Here is a 22,106-nt window from a genome sequence, read left to right on the forward strand (position 1 = left end):
AGAAGGCCTGCGCTTTGCCATCCGCGAAGGCGGCCGCACCGTCGGCGCCGGCGTCGTCGCCAAAATCATCGCGTAAGAAAAGCCCTTTGTGGGGCAGAAGCCAGTAGGGGTATAGCTCAATTGGCAGAGCGTCGGTCTCCAAAACCGAAGGTTGTAGGTTCGATTCCTACTGCCCCTGCCACCCGACAGGATGTCGCCGGAACCTGAAGCCAGGAACCTGAATCCACCCTGTTGAGTGGTTAACAAGCCCACCGAAGTCGTGAAGACCTCTGGTGGGCTTGCGTGTCTCAAGCTTTCGGGTTTTGGACGCGCCTTTTGATACGAATTGTCTGGATCCTCATGGCCACTTCCGAAGTTCAAACCGTCCACACCGGCGCCGACAAGGCCAAGCTGGCGGCGGCGATCGCGCTGTTGCTGGGCTCGTTCGTGGCGTTCTACCTGCTGTCCTCGCGCGGTGCGCTGGCGCAATGGGGTGCGCTGATCGTGCTGCTGGGCGCGGCCGTGGTGGTGTTCGCGGTGTCCGAGTCGGGCAAGCAGCTGATCGCCTTCGGCCGTGACGCCTGGCGTGAGGTCAAGAAGGTGGTCTGGCCGGCGCGCAAGGAGGCCATCCAGATGACGGCCTATGTGTTTGCGTTCGTGTTCGTGATGGCCCTGTTCCTGTGGCTGACCGACAAGACCGTCGAATGGCTGTTTTACGACCTGATCCTGGGCTGGAGGAAATGATGACCGAGCAACACAGTCCCGTGGCCGCTGAAGGCATGCGCTGGTACGTGGTCCATGCCTACTCCGGCATGGAAAAGGCGGCCGAGCGCAACATCGTCGAGCGCATCAACCGCGCCGGCATGCAAGACAAGTTTGGCCGCATCCTGGTCCCCACCGAAGAAGTGGTGGAGATGAAGAACGGCCAGAAGCGCACCACCGAGCGCAAGTTCTTCCCCGGCTACGTGCTGGTGGAAATGGTGATGGACGACGACACCTGGCACCTGGTGAAGCACACCAACAAGGTGACCGGTTTCGTGGGTGGCGCGAAGAACCGCCCGGCGCCGATCTCCGAGGAAGACGTTCAGAAGATCGTCAACCAGATGCAGGAAGGCACCGACAAGCCGCGCCACAAGGTCGAGTTCGTGGTCGGCGAGTACGTGCGCGTCAAGGAAGGTCCGTTCACCGACTTCAACGGCACCGTCGAAGAAGTCAACTACGAGAAGAACAAGATGCGCGTGTCGGTGACCATCTTCGGTCGTGCCACGCCGGTGGAGCTGGAATTCAGCCAGGTCGAAAAGACCTGAATCTTTCGTGGCACAGGCGGGTCGGCCCGACGCCTGTGCCATTGTTTCTTTCCCGGGTCCCCAACCGCGAGGAGGTTGTCTTGATGGCAACCGTCTGCACTCGCAGGAGCTAAAAAATGGCGAAAAAAATCGTCGGCTTCATCAAGCTGCAAGTGCCAGCTGGTAAGGCCAACCCCTCTCCCCCGATCGGTCCGGCGCTGGGTCAGCGCGGCCTGAACATCATGGAGTTCTGCAAGGCGTTCAACGCCCAGACCCAGGGCGTCGAGCCCGGTCTGCCGCTGCCCGTGGTGATCACGGCCTTCGCGGACAAGAGCTTCACCTTCATCATCAAGACGCCGCCCGCGACGACCCTGATCAAGAAGGCCATCAAGCTGGACAAGGGCTCCTCGGTGCCCAACAAGAACAAGGTCGGCAAGATCACCCGGGCCCAGCTCGAAGAGATCGCCAAGACCAAGATGAAGGACATGACCGCTGCCGATGTGGACGCTGCTGTGCGCACCATCGCCGGTTCGGCTCGCTCGATGGGCGTGATTGTGGAGGGCGTGTAAATGGCCAAGCTGACCAAAAAACAGAAAGCCTTCGAAGGCAAGGTCGACAGCAACAAGCTGTACAGCCTGGCCGACGCCCTGGCGATCATCAAGGAATGCGCGAACGCCAAGTTCGATGAGTCTATCGACGTGGCGATCCAGCTGGGCGTGGATGCCAAGAAGTCGGACCAGGTGGTGCGTGGCGCTGTCGTGATGCCCAACGGCACCGGCAAGACCAAGCGCGTGGCCGTGTTCGCCCAAGGCGCCAAGGCCGAAGAAGCCAAGGCCGCCGGTGCCGACATCGTCGGCATGGACGACCTCGCCGCCGACATCAAGGCCGGCAACATGAACTTCGACGTGGTCATCGCCTCGCCGGACGCCATGCGCATCGTCGGTACCCTGGGTCAGGTGCTGGGCCCGCGCGGCCTGATGCCCAACCCCAAGGTTGGCACCGTGACGCCCGATGTGGCGCAAGCCGTGCGCAACGCCAAGGCGGGCCAGGTGCAGTTCCGCGTCGACAAGGCCGGCATCGTGCACGGCACGATCGGCCGCCGCTCGTTCGACGCCGACAAGCTCCAGGGCAACCTGGTGGCACTGCTCGACGCGCTGACCAAGGCCAAGCCCGCCACCAGCAAGGGTGTGTACCTGCGCAAGGTGGCGGTGTCGTCGACGATGGGTGTGGGCGTCCGCGTGGACACCCAGTCCATCTCGGCGTAATCGCAAGAAATTCGGGCCCTTCGGGGCCTGGGTGTGGTGGGCCCCGGGCTGGCGAAAGCCGATCTGGGGGCCATCCAAGACCGTTGGTGCTGGTGCAAGCCGGCTTAATTGTGACAAGCCAACGCAGATGGCGATCCCGCTGCAGATGGAATCCGTTCCGAAACAGTTGAATCGCTGCAATGAGGCGTGCCCCAGGTCTTGAAGGACCGAGGGCACATTTAAGGAGTAGACCTTGAGTCTGAATCGCAGTGAGAAAGAAGCGGTCATTTCCGAAGTGACCAGCCTCGCCGCAAAAGCTCAAACGCTCGTGATGGCGGAATACCGTGGCATCACGGTCGCGAACATGGACAAACTGCGCGTGACAGCCCGCAGCAATGGTGTGAGCCTGAGTGTGTTGAAGAACACCCTGGCCCGCCGTGCGGTGGCTGGCAGCCCGTTTGAAGTGGCCGCTGACCAGATGACCGGCCCGCTGATCTATGGCTTCTCTGAAGACGCTGTGGCCGCCGCGAAGGTGGTGGCCGATTTCGCGAAAACCAACGACAAGCTGGTGATCCGCGGCGGTGTGTACGGAGGCAAGGCCCTGGACGTCAACGGCGTGAAGACGCTTGCCAGCATTCCTTCGAAGGAAGTCCTGTTGGCGCAGCTGTGTGGCTTGCTGATGTCGCCCATTTCGCGCACGGCCGTGGTGCTGGGCGCGCTGGCGGCCAAAAAAGGCGAAGGCGCTGCCGCACCGGCAGCCGAAGAAGCGGCTGCTGCCTGAGTGGCGCGGCACTTTCATTCAAACCAATTGTTAGGAAATCAAAATGGCATTCGATAAAGACGCATTTTTGACCGCGCTGGACAGCATGACGGTCATGGAACTCAACGAACTGGTGAAAGCCATCGAAGAGAAGTTTGGTGTGAGCGCTGCCGCCATGGCCGCTCCTGCTGCCGGCGGCGCTGGCGGTGGTGCTGCCGCAGCCGCTGAAGAGAAGACCGAATTCAACGTCGTGCTGGTCGAAGCCGGCGCGAACAAGGTCTCCGTCATCAAGGCCGTGCGCGAAATCACCGGCCTGGGCCTCAAGGAAGCCAAGGACCTGGTCGACGGCGCACCGAAGAACGTCAAGGAAGCGATCGCCAAGGCCGACGCCGAAGCCGCTGTCAAGAAGCTGGTGGAAGCCGGCGCCAAGGCCGAGCTGAAGTAATTCGCCCGGTTTCAGGGGCTGGAGTGCTCGACAAGGGCCTCCAGCCTTTGGTGCTTTCAGAGCACACCCAAAAGCCCGTCTCACGAAACGGCTTTTGAGTGTTTTGTTGAAACACCGCTAAGCAGATTTTTCGAGTCTTCTTAGCAGTGTTTTCTGACCCCGACTGCAGAAAACGACTTGGTTCGGGCCTGTGTGCAATGCACAGGCCGTCCGCCAATGGTTGGTAGAGGCCAGCCACCAAGAAAGCCACCAGGAATCCGTCCCTGGTAGGCAAGACAGTCGCCGCAGACCTCAAGCCCGGAGATCTCATGGCCTCAGCATCGAAATACTCATACACCGAACGCAAGCGCATCCGCAAGAGCTTTGGTACCCGCGAAAACGTCCTCGCGATTCCTTACCTCCTGCAAATGCAGAAGGACGCGTACACCGCGTTCCTGCAAGCCGACAGCGCACCGAAGAAACGCACCAACGAAGGCCTGCAGGCCGCGTTCGAGGCCGCTTTCCCCATCGTCTCCCACAACGGTTTCGTGGAGATGAAGTTCGTCGAGTACAACCTGGCCAAGCCCGCGTTCGACGTGCGCGAATGCCAGACCCGCGGCCTGACCTTCGCGTCCGCCGTGCGTGCTCGCGTCCAGCTGATCATCTATGACCGCGAGTCCTCGACCGCGCAATCCAAGGTGATCAAGGAAGTGAAGGAGCAAGAGGTCTACATGGGCGAAGTGCCCCTGATGACCGAGAAGGGCTCCTTCATCATCAACGGCACCGAGCGCGTGATCGTGTCTCAGTTGCACCGTTCGCCGGGTGTGTTCTTCGAACACGACAAGGGCAAGACGCACAGCTCGGGCAAGCTGCTGTTCTCCGCTCGCATCATTCCGTACCGCGGCTCCTGGCTCGACTTCGAATTCGACCCGAAGGACGTGCTGTTCTTCCGCGTCGACCGTCGCCGCAAGATGCCGGTCACCATCCTGCTCAAGGCCATCGGCCTGACGCCGGAAGCCATCCTGGCCAACTTCTTCGTCAACGACCACTTCCGCCTGATGGACAGCGGCGCGCAGATGGCCTTCGTGCCCGAGCGCCTGCGCGGTGAAGTGGCGCGTTTCGACATCACCGACAAGAGCGGCAAGGTCGTGGTCGCCAAGGACAAGCGCATCACCGTGCGCCACACCCGCGAACTCGAGCAGTCGGGCACCACGCACATCAGCGTGCCGGAAGATTTCATGATCGGCCGCGTCGTGGCGCGCAACATCGTGGACACCGACACCGGCGAGATCATCGCCAAGGCCAACGAAGAGCTGACCGAAGCGCTGCTGAAGAAGCTGCGCACCGCCGGCGTGCAGGACCTGCAGTGCCTGTACACCAACGAACTCGATCAGGGCGCCTACATCTCGCAGACCCTGCGCATCGACGAAACCGCCGACGAGTTCGCCGCGCGCGTGGCCATCTACCGCATGATGCGCCCCGGCGAGCCGCCGACCGAAGACGCCGTGCAGGCCCTGTTCCACCGCCTGTTCTACAACCCGGACACGTACGACCTGTCGCGCGTGGGCCGCATGAAGTTCAACGCCCGCGTGGGCCGCGACGAATCCACCGGCCCCATGGTGCTGTCCAACGACGACATCCTGGCCGTGGTCAAGATCCTGGTGGACCTGCGCAACGGCCGTGGCGAAGTCGATGACATCGACCACCTGGGCAACCGCCGCGTGCGCTGCGTCGGCGAACTGGCCGAAAACCAGTACCGCACCGGCCTGGCCCGCATCGAGAAGGCCGTGAAGGAACGCCTCGGCCAGGCCGAGCAAGAGCCGCTGATGCCGCACGACCTGATCAACTCCAAGCCGATTTCCGCGGCGCTTAAGGAGTTCTTCGGTGCGTCGCAGCTGTCGCAGTTCATGGACCAGACCAACCCGCTCGCCGAGATCACGCACAAGCGCCGCGTCTCGGCCCTGGGCCCGGGCGGTCTGACCCGCGAACGCGCCGGCTTCGAAGTGCGCGACGTGCACGTGACCCACTACGGCCGCGTCTGCCCGATCGAAACGCCGGAAGGCCCGAACATCGGTCTGATCAACTCGCTGGCCCTGTACGCGCGCCTGAACGAATACGGCTTCATCGAAACGCCGTACCGCCGCGTGATCGATGGCAAGGTGACGAACCAGATCGACTACCTGTCGGCCATCGAAGAAGGCAAGTACGTCATCGCCCAGGCCAACGCCGCGCTCGACGCCGAAGGCCGCCTGACCGGTGACCTGATCTCCGCGCGTGAAAAGGGTGAATCGATCCTGACGCCGGCCGACACCATCCAGTACATGGACGTGTCGCCCGCGCAGATCGTCTCCGTGGCCGCCTCGCTGGTGCCGTTCCTCGAGCACGACGATGCGAACCGCGCGCTGATGGGCGCCAACATGTCGCGCCAGGCCGTGCCCGTGCTGCGTCCCGAGAAGCCCCTGGTGGGCACCGGCATCGAGCGCGTGGCCGCGATCGACTCCGGCACCGTCGTCACCGCCAAGCGCGGCGGCGTGGTCGACTACGTGGACGCGACCCGCATCGTGATCCGCGTGAACGACGCTGAAGCCGTGGCCGGTGAAGTGGGTGTGGACATCTACAACCTCATCAAGTACCAGCGCTCCAACCAGAACACCAACATCCACCAGCGTCCCATCGTCAAGAAGGGCGACAAGCTGGCCTCGGGTGACGTGATCGCCGACGGCGCGTCGACCGACCTGGGTGAGATCTCGATCGGGCAGAACATGCTGATCGCCTTCATGCCCTGGAACGGCTACAACTTCGAAGATTCGATCCTGATCTCCGAACGCGTGGTCGCCGACGACCGCTACACCTCGATCCACATCGAGGAACTGGTGGTCATGGCGCGCGACACCAAGCTGGGCGCGGAAGAAATCACCCGCGACATCCCCAACCTGGCCGAGCAGCAGCTCAACCGCCTGGACGACTCCGGCATCATCTACGTGGGCGCCGAAGTGCTGCCCGGCGACGTGCTGGTGGGCAAGGTCACGCCCAAGGGCGAGACCACGCTGACGCCCGAAGAGAAGCTGCTGCGCGCGATCTTCGGCGAGAAGGCCTCCGACGTGAAGGACACCTCGCTGCGCGTGGATCAGGGCTCGCAAGGCACCGTGATCGACGTGCAGGTGTTCACCCGCGAAGGCATCACGCGCGACAAGCGCGCCCAGCAGATCATCGACGACGAACTCAAGCGCTTCCGCCTGGACCTCAACGACCAGCTGCGCATCGTGGAAGCCGACGCCTTCGACCGGATCGAGAAGCTGCTGACCGGCAAGATCGCCAACGGTGGCCCGAAGAAGCTGTCCAAGGGCACGACCATCGACAAGGCCTACCTGGACGACGTCGAGAAGTACCACTGGTTCGACATCCGCCCGGCCGACGAGACCGTGGCCGCCCAGCTCGAGTCCATCAAGAACTCGATGGAGCAGACGCGCCACAGCTTCGACCTCGCGTTCGAAGAGAAGCGCAAGAAGCTCACGCAGGGCGACGAGCTGCCCGCTGGCGTGCTCAAGATGGTCAAGGTCTACCTGGCCGTCAAGCGCCGCCTGCAGCCGGGTGACAAGATGGCCGGCCGCCACGGCAACAAGGGCGTGGTCTCCAAGATCGTGCCCGTGGAGGACATGCCTCACATGGCCGACGGCACCCCCGCCGACATCGTGCTCAACCCGCTGGGCGTGCCTTCGCGCATGAACGTGGGCCAGGTGCTTGAAGTCCACCTGGGCTGGGCCGCCAAGGGCCTGGGCCAGCGCATCGGCGACATGCTGCAAGCCGAGGCCAAGGTGGCCGAGCTGCGCAAGTTCCTCGAGACCGTCTACAACTCGGCTGGCAAGAAGGAAACCCTGGCCGCGCTGAGCGATGCCGAGGTGATCGAGATGGCCGAGAACCTGCAGACCGGCGTGCCGTTCGCCACCCCGGTGTTCGACGGTGCCTCGGAAGACGAGATCCGCGCGATGCTCAAGCTGGCCTACCCGGACGACATCGCTCAACTCAAGGGCCTGACCGAGACCCGCACCCAGGCGCAGCTGTACGACGGCCGCACGGGTGACGCCTTCGAGCGCAAGACCACCGTGGGCTACATGCACTTCCTGAAGCTGCACCACTTGGTCGACGACAAGATGCACGCCCGTTCCACCGGCCCGTACTCGCTCGTGACCCAGCAGCCGCTGGGCGGCAAGGCGCAGTTCGGCGGCCAGCGCTTCGGCGAAATGGAAGTGTGGGCGCTGGAAGCCTACGGCGCTTCGTACATCCTGCAGGAAATGCTCACCGTCAAGTCCGACGACGTGCAAGGCCGCACCAAGGTGTACGAATCCATCGTCAAGGGCGAGCACACGATCGACGCGGGCATGCCCGAGTCGTTCAACGTGCTGGTCAAGGAAATCCGCTCGCTCGGTATCGACATCGAGCTGGAACGTTCCTGATTCACCGAACTTAAGGAAAGCAACCCATGAAATCTTTGCTCGACCTGTTCAAGCAGTTCACGCCCGACGAGCACTTCGATGCGATCCGCATCGGCCTGGCCTCGCCGGAAAAAATCCGCTCGTGGTCCTTCGGTGAAGTCAAGAAGCCCGAGACCATCAACTACCGCACGTTCAAGCCCGAGCGCGACGGCCTGTTCTGCGCCAAGATCTTCGGTCCCATCAAGGACTACGAATGCCTGTGCGGCAAGTACAAGCGCCTCAAGCACCGCGGTGTCATCTGCGAGAAGTGCGGCGTTGAAGTCACGCAGACCAAGGTGCGTCGCGAGCGCATGGGTCACATCGACCTGGCCGCGCCCTGCGCCCACATCTGGTTCCTGAAGTCGCTGCCGTCGCGCCTGGGCCTGATCCTGGACATGACGCTGCGCGACATCGAACGCGTGCTGTACTTCGAAGCGTATGTGATCGTCGATCCAGGCATGACCCCGCTGAAGAAGTTCGCGATCATGAGCGAGGACGACTACGACGCCAAGCGCAAGGAATTCGGCGACGAATTCATCGCCAAGATGGGCGCCGAGGGCATCAAGGAACTGCTGCAGGCGATCGACCTCGACATCGAGATCGAGAAGCTGCGCAACGACCTGACCGGCTCCGAACTCAAGATCAAGAAGAACGCCAAGCGCCTGAAGGTGCTGGAAGCCTTCAAGAAGTCCGGCATCAAGCCCGAGTGGATGGTGCTCGACGTGCTGCCCGTGCTGCCGCCGGACCTGCGTCCGCTGGTGCCGCTGGACGGCGGCCGCTTCGCGACCTCCGACCTGAACGACCTGTACCGCCGCGTCATCAACCGCAACAGCCGCCTGCGCCGCCTGCTCGAACTCAAGGCGCCCGAGATCATCGCGCGCAACGAGAAGCGCATGCTGCAGGAAGCCGTGGACTCGCTGCTGGACAACGGCCGCCGTGGCAAGGCCATGACGGGCGCCAACAAGCGCGCGCTGAAGTCGCTGGCCGACATGATCAAGGGCAAGAGCGGCCGCTTCCGCCAGAACTTGCTGGGCAAGCGCGTCGACTACTCGGGCCGTTCGGTCATCGTGGTCGGCCCCACGCTCAAGCTGCACCAGTGCGGCCTGCCCAAGCTGATGGCGCTCGAACTGTTCAAGCCTTTCATCTTCTCGCGCCTGGAAGCCATGGGCATCGCGACCACCATCAAGGCCGCGAAGAAGGAAGTGGAAGCCGGCACGCCGGTGGTGTGGGACATCCTGGAAGAGGTGATCAAGGAACACCCGGTGATGCTCAACCGCGCACCGACGCTGCACCGCCTGGGCATCCAGGCGTTCGAGCCGATCCTGATCGAAGGCAAGGCGATCCAGCTGCACCCGCTGGTCTGCGCGGCCTTCAACGCCGACTTCGACGGTGACCAGATGGCCGTTCACGTGCCGCTGTCCGTGGAAGCCCAGCTCGAAGCCCGCACGCTGATGCTGGCCTCGAACAACATCCTGTTCCCGGCCAACGGCGAACCCTCCATCGTGCCGTCGCAAGACGTGGTGCTGGGTCTGTACTACGCCACCCGCGAGCGCATCAATGCCAAGGGCGAAGGCATGTACTTTGCCGACCTGGCCGAGCTGCAGCGCGCGCTGGACAACGGTGTGGTCGAGATCACCTCGAAGATTGCCGTGCGCCTGACCCAGCACACGCTGGACAAGGCCAGCGGCGAGTTTGTGGCCTCCACCTCGCTGGTGGACACCACGGTCGGTCGTGCGCTGCTGTCCGAGATCCTGCCGCGTGGCCTGCCCTTCGAGGTGCTGAACAAGGCGCTGAAGAAGAAGGAAATCTCGCGCCTGATCAACACCTCGTTCCGCAAGTGCGGTCTGAAGGAAACCGTCGTGTTCGCCGACAAGCTGCTCCAGAACGGTTTCCGTCTGGCCACGCGCGCCGGCATCTCGATCGCCGTGGACGACATGCTGGTGCCCAAGGAAAAGCCGGCCATCATCGACCGCGCCGAAAACGAGGTGAAGGAAATCGCCCAGCAGTACGCCTCCGGTCTGGTGACCGCGGGCGAGCGCTACAACAAGGTGGTGGACATCTGGGGCAAGGCCGGTGACGAGATCTCCAAGGTCATGATGGCCCAGCTGGCCAAGCAGAAGACCACCGACCGCAGCGGCAAGGAAGTGGACCAGGAGTCGTTCAACTCCATCTACATGATGGCCGACTCGGGCGCCCGCGGTTCCGCGGCGCAGATCCGCCAGCTGGCCGGCATGCGCGGCCTGATGGCCAAGCCTGACGGCTCGATCATTGAGACCCCCATCACGGCGAACTTCCGTGAAGGCCTCAACGTGTTGCAGTACTTCATCTCCACCCACGGCGCCCGAAAGGGTCTGGCCGACACGGCGCTGAAGACGGCCAACTCCGGCTACCTCACCCGCCGTCTGGTGGATGTGACGCAGGATCTGGTGGTCAACCAGCAGGACTGCGGCACGTCCAATGGCACGCTGATGCGCGCCATCGTCGAGGGCGGTGAAGTGATCGAGTCGCTGCGCGACCGCATCCTGGGCCGCACCACGGCCGAGGAGGTGATCCACCCGGAAACGCGCCAGATGCTGGTGCCCGCCGGCGAGATGCTCGACGAAGACCTGCTCGACGTGCTCGAAGCCGCCGCGGTGGACGAAGTGAAGGTGCGCACCGCGCTGACCTGCGAAACCCGCTTCGGCATCTGCGCCAAGTGCTACGGCCGCGACCTGGGCCGCGGTGGCCTGGTCAACATCGGCGAAGCGGTCGGCGTGATCGCCGCGCAGTCGATCGGCGAACCCGGCACGCAGCTGACCATGCGCACCTTCCACATCGGTGGTGCAGCGTCGCGCGCGGCGGTGGCCTCCAGCGTGGAAGCCAAGTCCAGCGGCGTGATCGGCTTCAACGCCACCATGCGCTACGTGACCAACACCAAGGGTGAGCTGGTCGTGATCGCGCGTTCGGGCGAGATCGTCATTCACGACGAACACGGCCGTGAGCGCGAGCGCCACAAGGTGCCTTACGGTGCGATCCTGTCGGTCAAGGCCGACCAGACCATCAAGGCCGGTGCGATCCTGGCCAACTGGGATCCGCTGACGCGCCCGATCATCACGGAATTCGCCGGTCAGGTGAAGTTCGAGAACGTCGAGGAAGGCCTCACCGTGGCCAAGCAGGTGGACGATGTCACCGGCCTGTCCACCCTGGTGGTGATCGATCCGAAGCGCCGCGGCGTGGCCAAGGTGGTCCGTCCGCAGGTCAAGCTGATCGACGGCTCGGGCAACGAGGTGAAGATCCCTGGCACCGACCACTCGGTGACCATCGGCTTCCAGATCGGCTCGCTGATCCAGGTGCGCGATGGCCAGGACGTGGGCCCCGGCGAAGTGCTGGCGCGCATCCCGGTCGAAGGCCAGAAGACGCGAGACATCACCGGCGGTCTGCCGCGGGTGGCCGAGCTGTTCGAAGCCCGCAGCCCGAAGGACAAGGGCATGCTGGCCGAGATGACCGGCACCGTGTCGTTCGGCAAGGAGACCAAGGGCAAGGTTCGCCTGCAGATCACCGATCCCGAAGGCAAGGTGTGGGACGACCTCATCCCCAAGGAAAAGAACATCCTGGTGCACGAAGGCCAGGTGGTCAACAAGGGCGAGAGCGTGGTGGACGGCCCGGCCGATCCGCAAGACATCCTGCGCCTGCTGGGCATGGAAGAGCTGGCCCGCTACATCGTCGACGAAGTGCAGGATGTCTACCGCCTGCAGGGCGTGAAGATCAACGACAAGCACATCGAGGTGATCGTTCGCCAGATGCTGCGCCGTGTGGTCGTCGACAGCGTGGGTGATTCCAGCTACATCGCCGGTGAACAGGTCGAGCGCTCGGAAATCCTCAACACCAACGACGCGCTGCGTGCCGATGGCAAGCTGCCGGCGGTGTACAGCAACATCCTGCTGGGCATCACCAAGGCCTCGCTGTCCACCGACTCGTTCATCTCGGCCGCTTCCTTCCAGGAAACCACCCGGGTGCTGACCGAAGCGGCCATCATGGGCAAGCGCGACGAACTGCGTGGTCTGAAGGAAAACGTGATCGTGGGTCGTCTGATCCCGGCCGGTACCGGCATGGCCTACCACGAGGCGCGCAAGGTCAAGGAGAAGATGGACGACGAAGAACGCCGTGCCATCGCCGAAGCCGACGCGATCTCGCTGGCTGCCGACCAGGCCGATCAGGCCGACGCATCGAGCACCCACGACGCCGAGTAAGCAAGCCCACCCCTGCGGCGCTATGCGCCGCCCCCTCAAGGGGGCAACACCTGCGGCCCGGCAAAGCCGGTTCCGCGGTGTTTCTGGACAGGGGCACTTTCGCCTTCGAGCCAACAGAAGCCCCCGGTCATCCGACCGGGGGCTTTTTTCATGGCGCGCGCGCAGGCACGGGTGATGCCCTGCGGGGTATATTGGCCGCGCTTGCCGCACGGCAGGCGGTTCACACCAACAACAAGGAGTTCCGAACATGTCCGTCTCGCTGTGGGTCTTCCTGGCCGTGGGCCTGGTGCTGTTCTTCTGGGCCGTGGGCGCCTACAACCGGCTGGTGCGCCTGAAAAACGCGATCGCCAACGCGTTTGGCCAGATCGACGTGCAGCTCAAGCGCCGCTACGACCTGATTCCCAACCTGGTGGAGGTGGCACGCCGCTACCTGGCCCACGAGGCCCAGACGCTGGAGGCGGTGATCGCCGCGCGCAACCAGGCGCGCACGGCCGAGCAGACGGCGGCCGGCAGCCCGCTCAACGCCGGGGCGCTCGGCGCCCTGGCCGGGGCCGAACAGGCCCTGGGCGGCGCGCTGGGCAAGCTGTTCGCGGTGGTCGAGGACTACCCCGATCTCAAGGCCGACCAGAACATGCGCGAGCTCAGCGAGGAGCTCACCAGCACCGAGAACCGCGTCGGTTTCGCGCGCCAGGCCTACAACGACCACGTGCTCGAGTTCAACGACGCCGCCGCCCAGTTCCCCACGCTGCTCATTGCGCGGCTGTTCGGCTTCCAGCCTTTGACCATGCTGGCGTCCACCACGAGCGAAGCCGAACGCGAGGCCTTGCGCATCCAGCTGTAATGCGCTTCTTCGAATTCCAGCGCGACGCCCGGGGTGAGACCCGGCGCCTGCTGTTCGCGTTCGGCCTCACCGTGCTGTTGCTGCTGGTGGCGGTGAACGCCGCGCTGGCCCTGGCCTGGGGCCTGAGCTGGGGATTCTGGATGCCCGGCGAACTGCGCTTCCCCCGCTATTTCTTCTCCGTCAACACCGGGGTCACGCTGCTCTTCGTGCTGGGGGGCTGGTGGGTGGAGACCTCCCGCCTGGCCGACGGCGGCGGGGCGCGCCTGGCCGAGCAGATGGGGGCGCGGCCCGCGCAGCCTTCGGGCGACCTCGACGAACAGCGCTTCTGCAACATCGTCGACGAAATGGCGATTTCATCGGGCCTGAAACGGCCGCAGGCCATGGTGCTGGCGCGCGACCAGGGCATCAACGCCTTCGCGGCCGGCTGGGACGAGAACGACGCGGTGGTGGCCGTGACCCAGGGCGCGCTCGACCACCTGACCCGAGACGAACTGCAGGGCCTGGTGGCGCACGAGTTCAGCCACATCGGTGAAGGCGATACGCGCCTGAACATGCGGCTGGTCGGCATGGTGTTCGGGCTGGAGATGCTGTTTCGCATGGGCCAGGACCTGGCCGAGCCCGACAGCCGGGACCGGCGCTGGATCACGGCCCTGATCGGCCTCGCCATCATGGCCGCAGGCTGGCTGGGCTGGCTCGCCGGCCACGCGTTGCAGGCCGCCGTCTCGCGCCAGCGCGAGTACCTGGCCGACGCGCGCGCCGTGCAATGGACGCGCAGCCGCGACGGCCTGGGTGGCGTGCTGCGCAAGGTGCTGAGCCAGCAGCGCGAAGGGGTGGTGCCGCGCCAGGTGGGCTCGATGGTGCAGCACATGCTGCTGGTGGCGAACGCGGGCGGCAAGACCGAGCACTGGCTCGACTCGCACCCGCCGCTGGCCCAACGCATCCGCCGCATCTATGGCCGTGACATGGGGCCGCTGCCCCTGCTGAGGGAGGACGAACCCGCCACCCCGTCCCGCGCTGTGTGACACTCGCGGTCTTCGCTTTGTCTGCGCTTGCCACGGAACCCGCCTTGACCGCTCCGGCCTCCCCGACCCCCACCGCTCCCAGCCTCCAGGGCCCGACCCTGGCCACCCAGTTGCGCCACACCGCGGGCTGCGTGCTCGCGGTCGAGCAGGGGCGTTCGCTGAGCGAGGTGCTGCCCGAGCTGGTGCCCGCGCTGCGGCCGGGCGTGCAGGCGCTCACTTTCCACGCCTTGCGCCACCTCGGGACGGCGCGCGCCCTGGTGAACCAGTTGGTGGAGCGCAAGCCGGCGCCACCGGTGCAGGCCCTGATGTCCAGCGCGGTGGCCTTGCTGCTGGACGCGACCGACGAACATGCCCCGCGTTACCCGGCGCACACGGTGGTGAACCAGGCGGTGGAAGCCGCCCGCCAGGACCGCCGCACCGAGCGCCAGGCGGCGTTCGTCAACGCCTGCCTGCGCCGCTTCCTGCGCGAGCGCGAGGCGCTGCTGGCGCACGTGGCGGCCGACCCGGTCGCGCGCTGGAACCACCCGCTGTGGTGGATCGAGCGCCTGCAGCGCGACCACCCCGAGCACTGGCGAGCCATCCTGGAGGCCAACAACCAGCCAGGTCCCATGGCGTTGCGTGTGAACCGCCGCCGCGTGGAGCGCGCCGCCTACCAGCAGGCCCTGGAAGCCATCGGCCTCACCGCCACCCCCACGGGCAGCGATGGCCTGGTGCTGGACGCCCCGCAGCCGGTCGAGCGCCTGCCCGGTTTTGCCCAGGGCCATTGTTCGGTGCAGGACGCCGCCGCCCAGATGGCGGCCGACCAGTTGCTCGAAGGCCGGGCCTGGACCGCGGCCGACCGCGTGCTCGACGCCTGCGCCGCCCCCGGCGGCAAAACCGCCCATTTGCTCGAACGCGCCGACCTGAACCTGCTGGCGCTCGACGTGGACCCGCGCCGCTGCGAGCGCATCGAAGACACCTTGCAGCGCCTGGGCCTGCAAGCCACGGTGCGCAGCGCCGATGCCGCACAACCCGCCGCCTGGTGGGACGCTCAGCCGTTCGACGCCATCCTGCTCGACGCGCCTTGCACCGCCTCGGGCATCGTGCGGCGCCATCCGGACGTGCGCTGGCTGCGCCGCGCCAGCGACGTGGATGCGCTGGTGGCCACGCAGCGCGGCCTGCTCGAAGCCCTTTGGCCGTTGCTCAAACCCGGTGGCCGGCTGGTCTACGCCACCTGCTCGGTGTTCCGCGCCGAAGGCGACGGGCAGGTCCAGTCGTTCCTTGTGCGCCACACCGACGCGCTTCATCGGCCTTCGCCGGGGCATTTGCTGCCCGGTTCGGCCGCCCCGTCGGGGGAGTTCAACGACAATCCTCCAGGTGGATACGACGGTTTCTTCTATGCCCGCATCGACAAGGCTTTGCCTTGACCGACCGCCCATCGCCACCCGCCGGACCCGCGCCATGAACCGATGGCGTGGGTTTGTCCTGGGGCTGGCGCTGTCGCTGCTGGCATTCTGGCCCGCGCACGCCCAGGCCCCGCTGGTGGAGCAGCTCGGTCTGCAGCGCACCCCCGAAGCGCTGTTCCTCTCGGCCCGCATGGAGCTCCAGCCCGCGCCGGTGGTCGAAGACGCCCTGTACAAGGCCGTTCCCCTCTATTTCGTGTGGCATGCCGACGTTTACCGTGCCCGCTGGTACTGGACCGACAAGCGCGTGGCGAGTGCCACGCGCACGCTGCGCCTGGCCTACCAGCCGCTCACCCGGCGCTGGCGCGTGAGCCTGTCCAACGAGACCGCCGCCGCCTCCGGCGGGGCCGGCCTGCAGTACGCCCTGCACCAGAACTTCGACTCCCTCAACGAGGCGCTGGCCGGCGTGGGCCGCGTGGCCCGCTGGAAGCTGGCCGACGCGGCGCGGCTCGAACCCGATGCCGAGCATGAAGTCGAGTTCTCGTTCCGGCTGGATCTGACCCTGCTGCCCCGGCCGTTCCAGATCGGCATGGCCAACCAGCCCGAATGGACCGTGGAAGTCCGCCAGACCCTGCCGGTGCCCGGGCGGGCGGAGGCCGACAAGGCCCCGGACCACACGGCCGGCGGCGTTCACGCCGTCGAGCTCACCGGCGAACCCAGCGTGCGCGAGCCCACGCGCTAGCGGCCATGTCCAGCGTGCGCGGCCCGCGCGGCCAGGACCCCATCGTGACCCCGGTCCACACCACCGCCCCCAAGACCAAGCCCGCCGCTGTGCGCTGGGCCATCGGCGCCGGACTGGTGTTCATGACCGGCGTGGGCATGGTGCTGCTGTTCCTGCTCACCCTGGCCACCAACAACCGCGCGTTCTACGAGCAGAACTTCAACTGGCTGGTCGGCATCAACGTGGCGGTGGCGGCCTTCCTGTTGCTCGTCATCCTGTGGCTGGCCCTGCGCCTGGCCCTGCGCCTGAAACGCGGCAAGTTCGGCAGTCGGCTGCTGATCAAGCTCGCCGCCATCATCGGCCTGGTCGGCATCCTGCCGGGTTTGCTGATCTACACCGTGTCCTACCAGTTCGTTTCGCGCTCCATCGAGAGCTGGTTCGACGTGCGCGTGGAATCCGCGCTGGTCGCCGGACTCAACCTCGGGCGCACCACGCTCGACACCTTGACCGCCGACCTCAGCAGCAAGACCCGCGTGGCCGCCGAGGGCCTCTCGCGCGTGCCCAACCCGTCGGCCGTGCTGGCGCTGGAGCGCGTGCGCGAACAGCTCGGCGTGACCGACCTGGTGCTCTGGAGCGCCAACGGCCAGGCCTTGGGCAGCTCGGGCAGCTCGCGTTTCGACATCAACCCCGAGCGCCCCACGCCAGCCCAGCTGCGCAGCGCCCGAAACGCCCGCGTCGTGGCCCAGATCGAGGGCCTGGAGGAGGACGGCAGCGGCGAGATCGAGGCCCTGATCGCGGCCAGCCAACCGCGCATCAAGGTGCTGGCCCTGGTGAGCCCGCCCAACTTCGGTTTCAACGCCGAGCCGCGTTACCTGCAGGTGGTGGCACCGCTGCCCGGTGCGCTGGTGACGGACGCGCTGGCCGTGCAGGTCGCCAACCGCGAGTACCAGGAGCGCGCGCTCACCCGCGAAGGTCTGCGCCGCATGTACATCGGCACGCTCACGCTGGCGCTGTTCCTCGCCGTGTTCGGCGCCGTGCTGCTGGCCGTGCTGCTGGGCAACCAGCTGGTGCGCCCGCTGCTCGTGCTCGCCGAGGGCATGCGCGAAGTGGCGGCCGGCAACCTCGCGCCCAAGACCGCACTGACCTCGCGCGACGAGCTCGCGAGCCTCACGCGCACCTTCGCGCACATGACACAAGACCTCTCGGACGCGCGCGCCGCGGTGCAGCAAAGCATGGAGCAGGTAGACGCCGCGCGCGACAACCTGCAGACCATCCTGGACAACCTCACCGCCGGTGTCGTCGTGCTCGACGAGCAGGGCCGTGTGCGCAGCGTCAACCCCGGCGCGGCGCGCATCCTGCACACGCCGCTGGCCGTGCACATGGGCCAGCCATTGGCCGAGGTGCCGGGACTGGAGACCTTTGGCGGCGGCGTGCTGCAGCAGTTCGAGCGCTTCCTGTCCGACCAGGCGCAACACGAAGGCGGCTACTGGCAGCAGTCCTTCGAGCTCAGCGCGGACGGCACCACGCCCTTCGACGAAGGCATCACCCTCATCGCGCGCGGCGCCCTGCTGCCCAACAACGAACGCCTGCTGGTGTTCGACGACGTCTCGGAAATGGTGTCCGCCCAGCGCGCCAAGGCCTGGGGCGAGGTCGCGCGCCGCCTCGCGCACGAAATCAAGAACCCGCTCACGCCCATCCAGCTCTCGGCCGAGCGCCTGGCCATGAAACTCGACGGCAAGGTACAGCCGCCCGAACAAGCCATTCTCAACAAGTCGGTGAAAACCATCGTCGACCAGGTCGATGCGATGAAGCGCCTGGTCAACGAATTCCGCGACTACGCGCGCCTGCCCGCCGCGCAACTCATGCCGGTCGACCTCAACGCCCTGGTGCGCGACATCGTCGTGCTGTACGACAACGCCGCCGTGCCGGTGCGCCTGGAACTCGCCGACGACCTGCCCAAGGCCATGGCCGACCCGCAGCAGGTGCGGCAGACCTTGCACAACCTGGTGCAGAACGCGCAGGACGCCATGGCCGGCGTGCCCGACGCCCAGGTGCTGCTGCGCACCCGGCGCTCCGACTCCGGCCAGTGGGTGCGCCTGTCGGTGCTCGACGAAGGCCCGGGTTTTGCCGAACACATTCTCAAACGGGCGTTCGAGCCCTACGTCACCACCAAAGTCAAGGGCACCGGCCTGGGCCTTGCGGTGGTCAAGAAAATCATGGACGAACACGGCGGCCGCGTGGATCTGAGCAACCGCATGACCGAAGGCAAGGTGATCGGCGCGCAAGTGTCGTTATCATTCGCAGTTGCAAATTGACAACACGTTCCGAGGGACACACACCGCGCCATGGCAACTATTCTGGTCGTAGACGATGAACTGGGGATTCGAGACCTGCTCTCGGAGATCCTCAACGACGAAGGCCATACGGTCGAACTCGCTGAAAACGCCGCACAGGCCCGCGCTGTGCGCGCCCAGTTGCGCCCCGACCTGGTGTTGCTCGACATCTGGATGCCCGACACGGACGGTGTGACCCTGCTCAAGGAGTGGGCCAGCGGTGGCCTGCTCTCCATGCCCGTGATCATGATGAGCGGCCACGCCACCATCGACACTGCCGTCGAGGCCACGCGCATCGGTGCCACCGCTTTCCTCGAAAAGCCCATCACCATGGCCAAGCTGCTCAAGGCGGTGGACCAGGGGCTCAACAAGGCCCCCGCCAAGCCCAGCGGCCCCGTCGTGTCCGCCCTGCGCATGGGCGGTGGCATGCTGTCATCGACCGACATCGCGGTGGAGGCCGCCGTCAGTGGCAGCGCTTTGCCCGAGCCGGCAATGATGGACCTGGGCCCGCAGTCGCTGCAGTCGTTCAACCTCGATGGCCCGCTGCGCGAGGCGCGGGACGATTTCGAAAAAGCCTACTTCGAATACCACCTCGCCAAAGAGTCCGGCTCCATGACCCGCGTGGCCGAAAAGACGGGCCTGGAGCGCACCCACCTGTACCGCAAGCTCAAGCAACTCGGCGTGGACTTGGCGCGCAGCAAACGCAACGCGCTCTGAGCGCCCGACGGCGGAAAAACCAGGCGCCGGAAGCTGCTACAATCTCGCTTCTTCCAAAGGCCCGGTAGCTCAGTTGGTAGAGCAGCGGATTGAAAATCCGCGTGTCGGTGGTTCGATTCCGCCCCAGGCCACCAAATCTCGCAAAAGCCCATCCCTCGCGATGGGCTTTTTCATTTCCGGGCTCGGCCTTTCCAAGCTATCGGCTCGAAGCCAGCGCCCGCCCATTCCCCTTCTGGAGATCCGATGCCTGCTGTGACCCCGGCGCTTGCGCGCGATGACGACCTGTTGAGCCGCTTCACCCAAGGCCTCGTGACCCGCACGCTGGCGCACGTGGCCGATGAGGCCCGGCTGGATGGCGAAAGCCTGAAGAACGCGGTGGACCGGTACGAGATCGATTACGCCTGGCACGTGCTCGGCTCCGAGCGCCTGCGGGAGGCGGTGCTCTGCGCGTTGGAAGCGCGGCTCGGTCACCCGGCCGACGCAGGGCAGCAGGCGGCCGTGCGCGACCTGCTGCAGGCCGCCGCCGCCGCGCAGCCCAGCGATGCGCTCATGAGTTTCGACAACGATGTGCCGGCGCACCTGAGCCAGTTGCTGGTCGGTGTGCCCGATGTGCCTGTCGCGGCGGCCGCCGCGGAAACCGCCTGAACGCAATACCGCACCTCCCGCGTGCGGTATGGGTGCGCCACTAACATCCCCGCGTTGACAACCACCAGTCGTCCAGCGGAGCGTTTGTTTCTTCATGTCGGGTGTGCCTCTTCACACAAGCCCGCGCCATCTCGGTGATGGCGTGGGTCTGCGCGCGCCCGTTCTTCATCGCCGATGCCCTCGTCGGCCGCGCCGCCATGCCCGTGGGCCCCTGGCCGCACATTCGTTTCGCGTTGACCTGAGCGTGACAGGTCAACGCCTCCGGCGCATCGAGGCCCGCGGCTAGCCCGCGGCCCGAGTCCACCCCTCCACGCACCTGCCGCCCGGCCTTCTTCGCCAAGGCCGTTCCACGCCCGCGCTCGCGCGCGGCCGTGCCTGCACGTCTGGAGTTTTCCGTCCATGGTTCTCACCCTTTCGCCTCCGCCTTCCTGGTCGTTCGCGCCACCCGCGTGGTGGCGCCGGTGCACGGAGCTGCGCATCGACGTGGAGCGCCCCAGCCAGCCCATGGAGGACGCCTTCGGTTCGATCTACGACCGCATCCACCAGCCCGGTGATCGCCTGCATGGCATTCCCGCCATCCCGCTGAACGACCCGGACCTCGTGGTGCGCTACCGCGAGGCCGATGGCGAGTTCTATGTGTATGTGGAAGACGTCCGGTACCGCCGGCTGGCGGGCTACACGGTGTTCAACCGCCTCATCGAAGTCAACCGCGCGGCCGACCGCGTGGTGCGCGCGCCCCATTCCAGCTACGGTGAGGCCTACCAGCGGCGCGGCCTGGCGAGCGCCATCTACCGCTGGGGTCTGGGCGCGGGCCTGTGCCTGGTGACCGGCGCGCGCCAATCGCCGGGTGCGCACGCGCTGTGGCGTTCGCTGGCGCGCGACCATGAGCTGGGCTGCGTGCGCCTGCAAGACAAGATCCTGACCTACCTCGGGCCGGAGGTGGCGCCCGAGGTGATGGACGAGCTGCACACGCGCATGTTGTTGCTTGGCAGCGGCTGGACGCTGGCGCGCTTCGCCGCCGCCACCGGCATGCGAGGGGTTTGAGCGGGTCTCAGCGCAGCGCGGGCGGGCCCCGCTTCTTCCACGAGCGCGACGCCTCGGCCGCGATGTCGATGAAGTTCTTCACCGCCGGGTTGCGGTCCTGCGTGCGGTAGAGCAGGCCCATGCGCACGATCGGGCTGGGCTCCTTCGGCACCACGTAGGCCACGCCCGGGCGCTGCAGCTGCGAGAGCGAGGACGGAATGAGCGAGATGCACAGGCCGGTGGACACGATGGAGATGATGGTCTGCATCTGGCGCGCGTACTGCACGATCTCGGGCGTGAAGCCGGCGCGCGCGCAGTAGTCCTGCACCGCGTCGTACAGGCCGGGCGCCATCGGGCGGCCGAACAGCACGAAGGGCTGGTGCTTGAAGAGCTTCATGCTGGGACTCTTCATGTGCGCCTCCTTCATGCTGTCGGGCAGGGCCAGCACCAGGCGCTCGTCGAACAGCGGCTGGAACGACAGGCCGGGCTCGTTGATCGGCCCGGGCGCGATGCCGATGTCGATCTTGTTGGTCTTGAGGTTGGGTACCTGCATGTCCAGCGTCTCTTCCGACAGGTGCAGCTCGATGCCGGGGTAGCGCTCGCGGCAGAGCTTGAGGGCCTGGGGCAGCATGGTGACGTTGGCGATGGACACGAAGCCCACCGCCAGCGAGCCGGTGTCGCCGCGCGCGCTGCGCTGGGCCAGGATGCGCGCGTGCTCCAGCCGAGCGAGCACGGCGCGCACCTCCACGTAGTAGGTCTGCGAGGCCGGCGTCATGACCACGCCCCGGTTGGTGCGCTCGAACAGCTGCACGCCGAGTTCTTCCTCCAGAGCCTTGATCTGCACCGAGAGGGGCGGCTGGCTGATGTGCAGGCGCTCGGCCGCGCGCATGAAGTTCAGCTCTTCGGCGACGGCGATGAAATAGCGGAGTTGCCGGATGTCAGGCATACGAAAATCATATAACAGAGGCCTGCAAACGGTATTGGCTCGAATGCCGGCATCTCAATACAGTGGCGACCGCCATACCCGG

The 22,106-nt window shown here is 65.8% G+C and carries 18 protein-coding genes and 2 tRNA genes; 19 read left to right on the forward strand and 1 reads right to left on the reverse strand.

Annotated features, from left to right (window positions below):
- The 19 genes from AC3WPZ_RS18500 to AC3WPZ_RS18590 all read left to right on the forward strand — a co-directional run.
- A partial coding sequence (locus tag AC3WPZ_RS18500) for an EF-Tu C-terminal domain-related protein (RefSeq protein WP_198556962.1) occupies positions 1-76 on the forward strand: 76 nt, incomplete at its 5' end.
- A 29-nt stretch (positions 77-105) separates the two neighbouring features.
- Positions 106-181, forward strand: a tRNA-Trp gene (locus AC3WPZ_RS18505).
- Between the two features lie 158 nt (positions 182-339).
- Positions 340-723 carry a preprotein translocase subunit SecE gene (gene secE, locus AC3WPZ_RS18510; RefSeq protein ID WP_291121849.1) on the forward strand — a complete coding sequence of 128 codons (384 nt, stop codon included), beginning with the start codon at positions 340-342 and terminating at the stop codon, positions 721-723.
- Positions 720-1,286 carry a transcription termination/antitermination protein NusG gene (nusG, locus tag AC3WPZ_RS18515; RefSeq protein ID WP_291121848.1) on the forward strand — a complete coding sequence of 189 codons (567 nt, stop codon included), beginning with the start codon at positions 720-722 and terminating at the stop codon, positions 1,284-1,286. Before secE ends, nusG begins: the two co-directional genes overlap by 4 nt.
- A 116-nt stretch (positions 1,287-1,402) precedes the next feature.
- On the forward strand, positions 1,403-1,834 hold the full coding sequence (rplK, locus tag AC3WPZ_RS18520) for a 50S ribosomal protein L11 (protein WP_137922451.1): 432 nt from the start codon (positions 1,403-1,405) through the stop codon (positions 1,832-1,834).
- Positions 1,835-2,530, forward strand: a complete 696-nt coding sequence (gene rplA, locus AC3WPZ_RS18525) for a 50S ribosomal protein L1 (protein ID WP_492440890.1) — start codon at positions 1,835-1,837, stop codon at positions 2,528-2,530.
- A gap of 232 nt (positions 2,531-2,762) precedes the next feature.
- Positions 2,763-3,290, forward strand: coding sequence for a 50S ribosomal protein L10 (gene rplJ, locus AC3WPZ_RS18530; protein WP_291121846.1), 528 nt, complete (start codon positions 2,763-2,765; stop codon positions 3,288-3,290).
- A 43-nt stretch (positions 3,291-3,333) separates the two neighbouring features.
- Positions 3,334-3,714: a 50S ribosomal protein L7/L12 gene (gene rplL / locus AC3WPZ_RS18535; protein WP_291121845.1), complete on the forward strand. Its 381-nt coding sequence runs from the start codon at positions 3,334-3,336 to the stop codon at positions 3,712-3,714.
- Between the two features lie 308 nt (positions 3,715-4,022).
- Positions 4,023-8,147: a DNA-directed RNA polymerase subunit beta gene (gene rpoB, locus AC3WPZ_RS18540; RefSeq protein WP_291121844.1), complete on the forward strand. Its 4,125-nt coding sequence runs from the start codon at positions 4,023-4,025 to the stop codon at positions 8,145-8,147.
- A gap of 26 nt (positions 8,148-8,173) precedes the next feature.
- Positions 8,174-12,394 carry a DNA-directed RNA polymerase subunit beta' gene (rpoC, locus tag AC3WPZ_RS18545; protein ID WP_444688053.1) on the forward strand — a complete coding sequence of 1,407 codons (4,221 nt, stop codon included), beginning with the start codon at positions 8,174-8,176 and terminating at the stop codon, positions 12,392-12,394.
- A 247-nt stretch (positions 12,395-12,641) separates the two neighbouring features.
- The gene (locus tag AC3WPZ_RS18550; protein ID WP_382322950.1) at positions 12,642-13,235 is read left to right on the forward strand and encodes a LemA family protein; all 594 of its coding nucleotides are present in this window, start codon (positions 12,642-12,644) and stop codon (positions 13,233-13,235) included.
- Positions 13,235-14,257: a M48 family metalloprotease gene (locus tag AC3WPZ_RS18555; protein ID WP_382162659.1), complete on the forward strand. Its 1,023-nt coding sequence runs from the start codon at positions 13,235-13,237 to the stop codon at positions 14,255-14,257. Before AC3WPZ_RS18550 ends, AC3WPZ_RS18555 begins: the two co-directional genes overlap by 1 nt.
- Before the next feature lie 44 nt (positions 14,258-14,301).
- Positions 14,302-15,663 carry a 16S rRNA (cytosine(967)-C(5))-methyltransferase RsmB gene (gene rsmB / locus AC3WPZ_RS18560; RefSeq protein ID WP_492440892.1) on the forward strand — a complete coding sequence of 454 codons (1,362 nt, stop codon included), beginning with the start codon at positions 14,302-14,304 and terminating at the stop codon, positions 15,661-15,663.
- 34 nt (positions 15,664-15,697) lie between these two features.
- The gene (locus tag AC3WPZ_RS18565; RefSeq protein WP_382162653.1) at positions 15,698-16,381 is read left to right on the forward strand and encodes a DUF4390 domain-containing protein; all 684 of its coding nucleotides are present in this window, start codon (positions 15,698-15,700) and stop codon (positions 16,379-16,381) included.
- A 5-nt stretch (positions 16,382-16,386) separates the two neighbouring features.
- Complete coding sequence (locus tag AC3WPZ_RS18570; RefSeq protein ID WP_382322952.1) at positions 16,387-18,675, forward strand: ATP-binding protein; 2,289 nt, start codon at positions 16,387-16,389, stop codon at positions 18,673-18,675.
- A gap of 30 nt (positions 18,676-18,705) precedes the next feature.
- Positions 18,706-19,410 (forward strand): response regulator, encoded by a 705-nt coding sequence (locus tag AC3WPZ_RS18575; RefSeq protein ID WP_382322953.1) that lies wholly within the window; start codon positions 18,706-18,708, stop codon positions 19,408-19,410.
- 58 nt (positions 19,411-19,468) lie between these two features.
- A tRNA-Phe gene (locus tag AC3WPZ_RS18580) sits at positions 19,469-19,544 on the forward strand.
- A 109-nt stretch (positions 19,545-19,653) separates the two neighbouring features.
- Positions 19,654-20,055, forward strand: coding sequence for a hypothetical protein (locus AC3WPZ_RS18585; RefSeq protein WP_492440894.1), 402 nt, complete (start codon positions 19,654-19,656; stop codon positions 20,053-20,055).
- A gap of 399 nt (positions 20,056-20,454) precedes the next feature.
- Positions 20,455-21,099 (forward strand): N-acetyltransferase, encoded by a 645-nt coding sequence (locus tag AC3WPZ_RS18590; protein WP_492440896.1) that lies wholly within the window; start codon positions 20,455-20,457, stop codon positions 21,097-21,099.
- A gap of 7 nt (positions 21,100-21,106) precedes the next feature.
- Here AC3WPZ_RS18590 and AC3WPZ_RS18595 read toward each other — a convergent pair whose 3' ends face one another.
- The gene (locus AC3WPZ_RS18595) at positions 21,107-22,024 is read right to left on the reverse strand and encodes a LysR family transcriptional regulator (protein ID WP_492440898.1); all 918 of its coding nucleotides are present in this window, start codon (positions 22,022-22,024) and stop codon (positions 21,107-21,109) included.
- Positions 22,025-22,106 lie beyond the last annotated feature (82 nt).

It is taken from the genome of Hydrogenophaga sp. FW305-3-2-15-A-LB1, assembly GCF_058787875.1.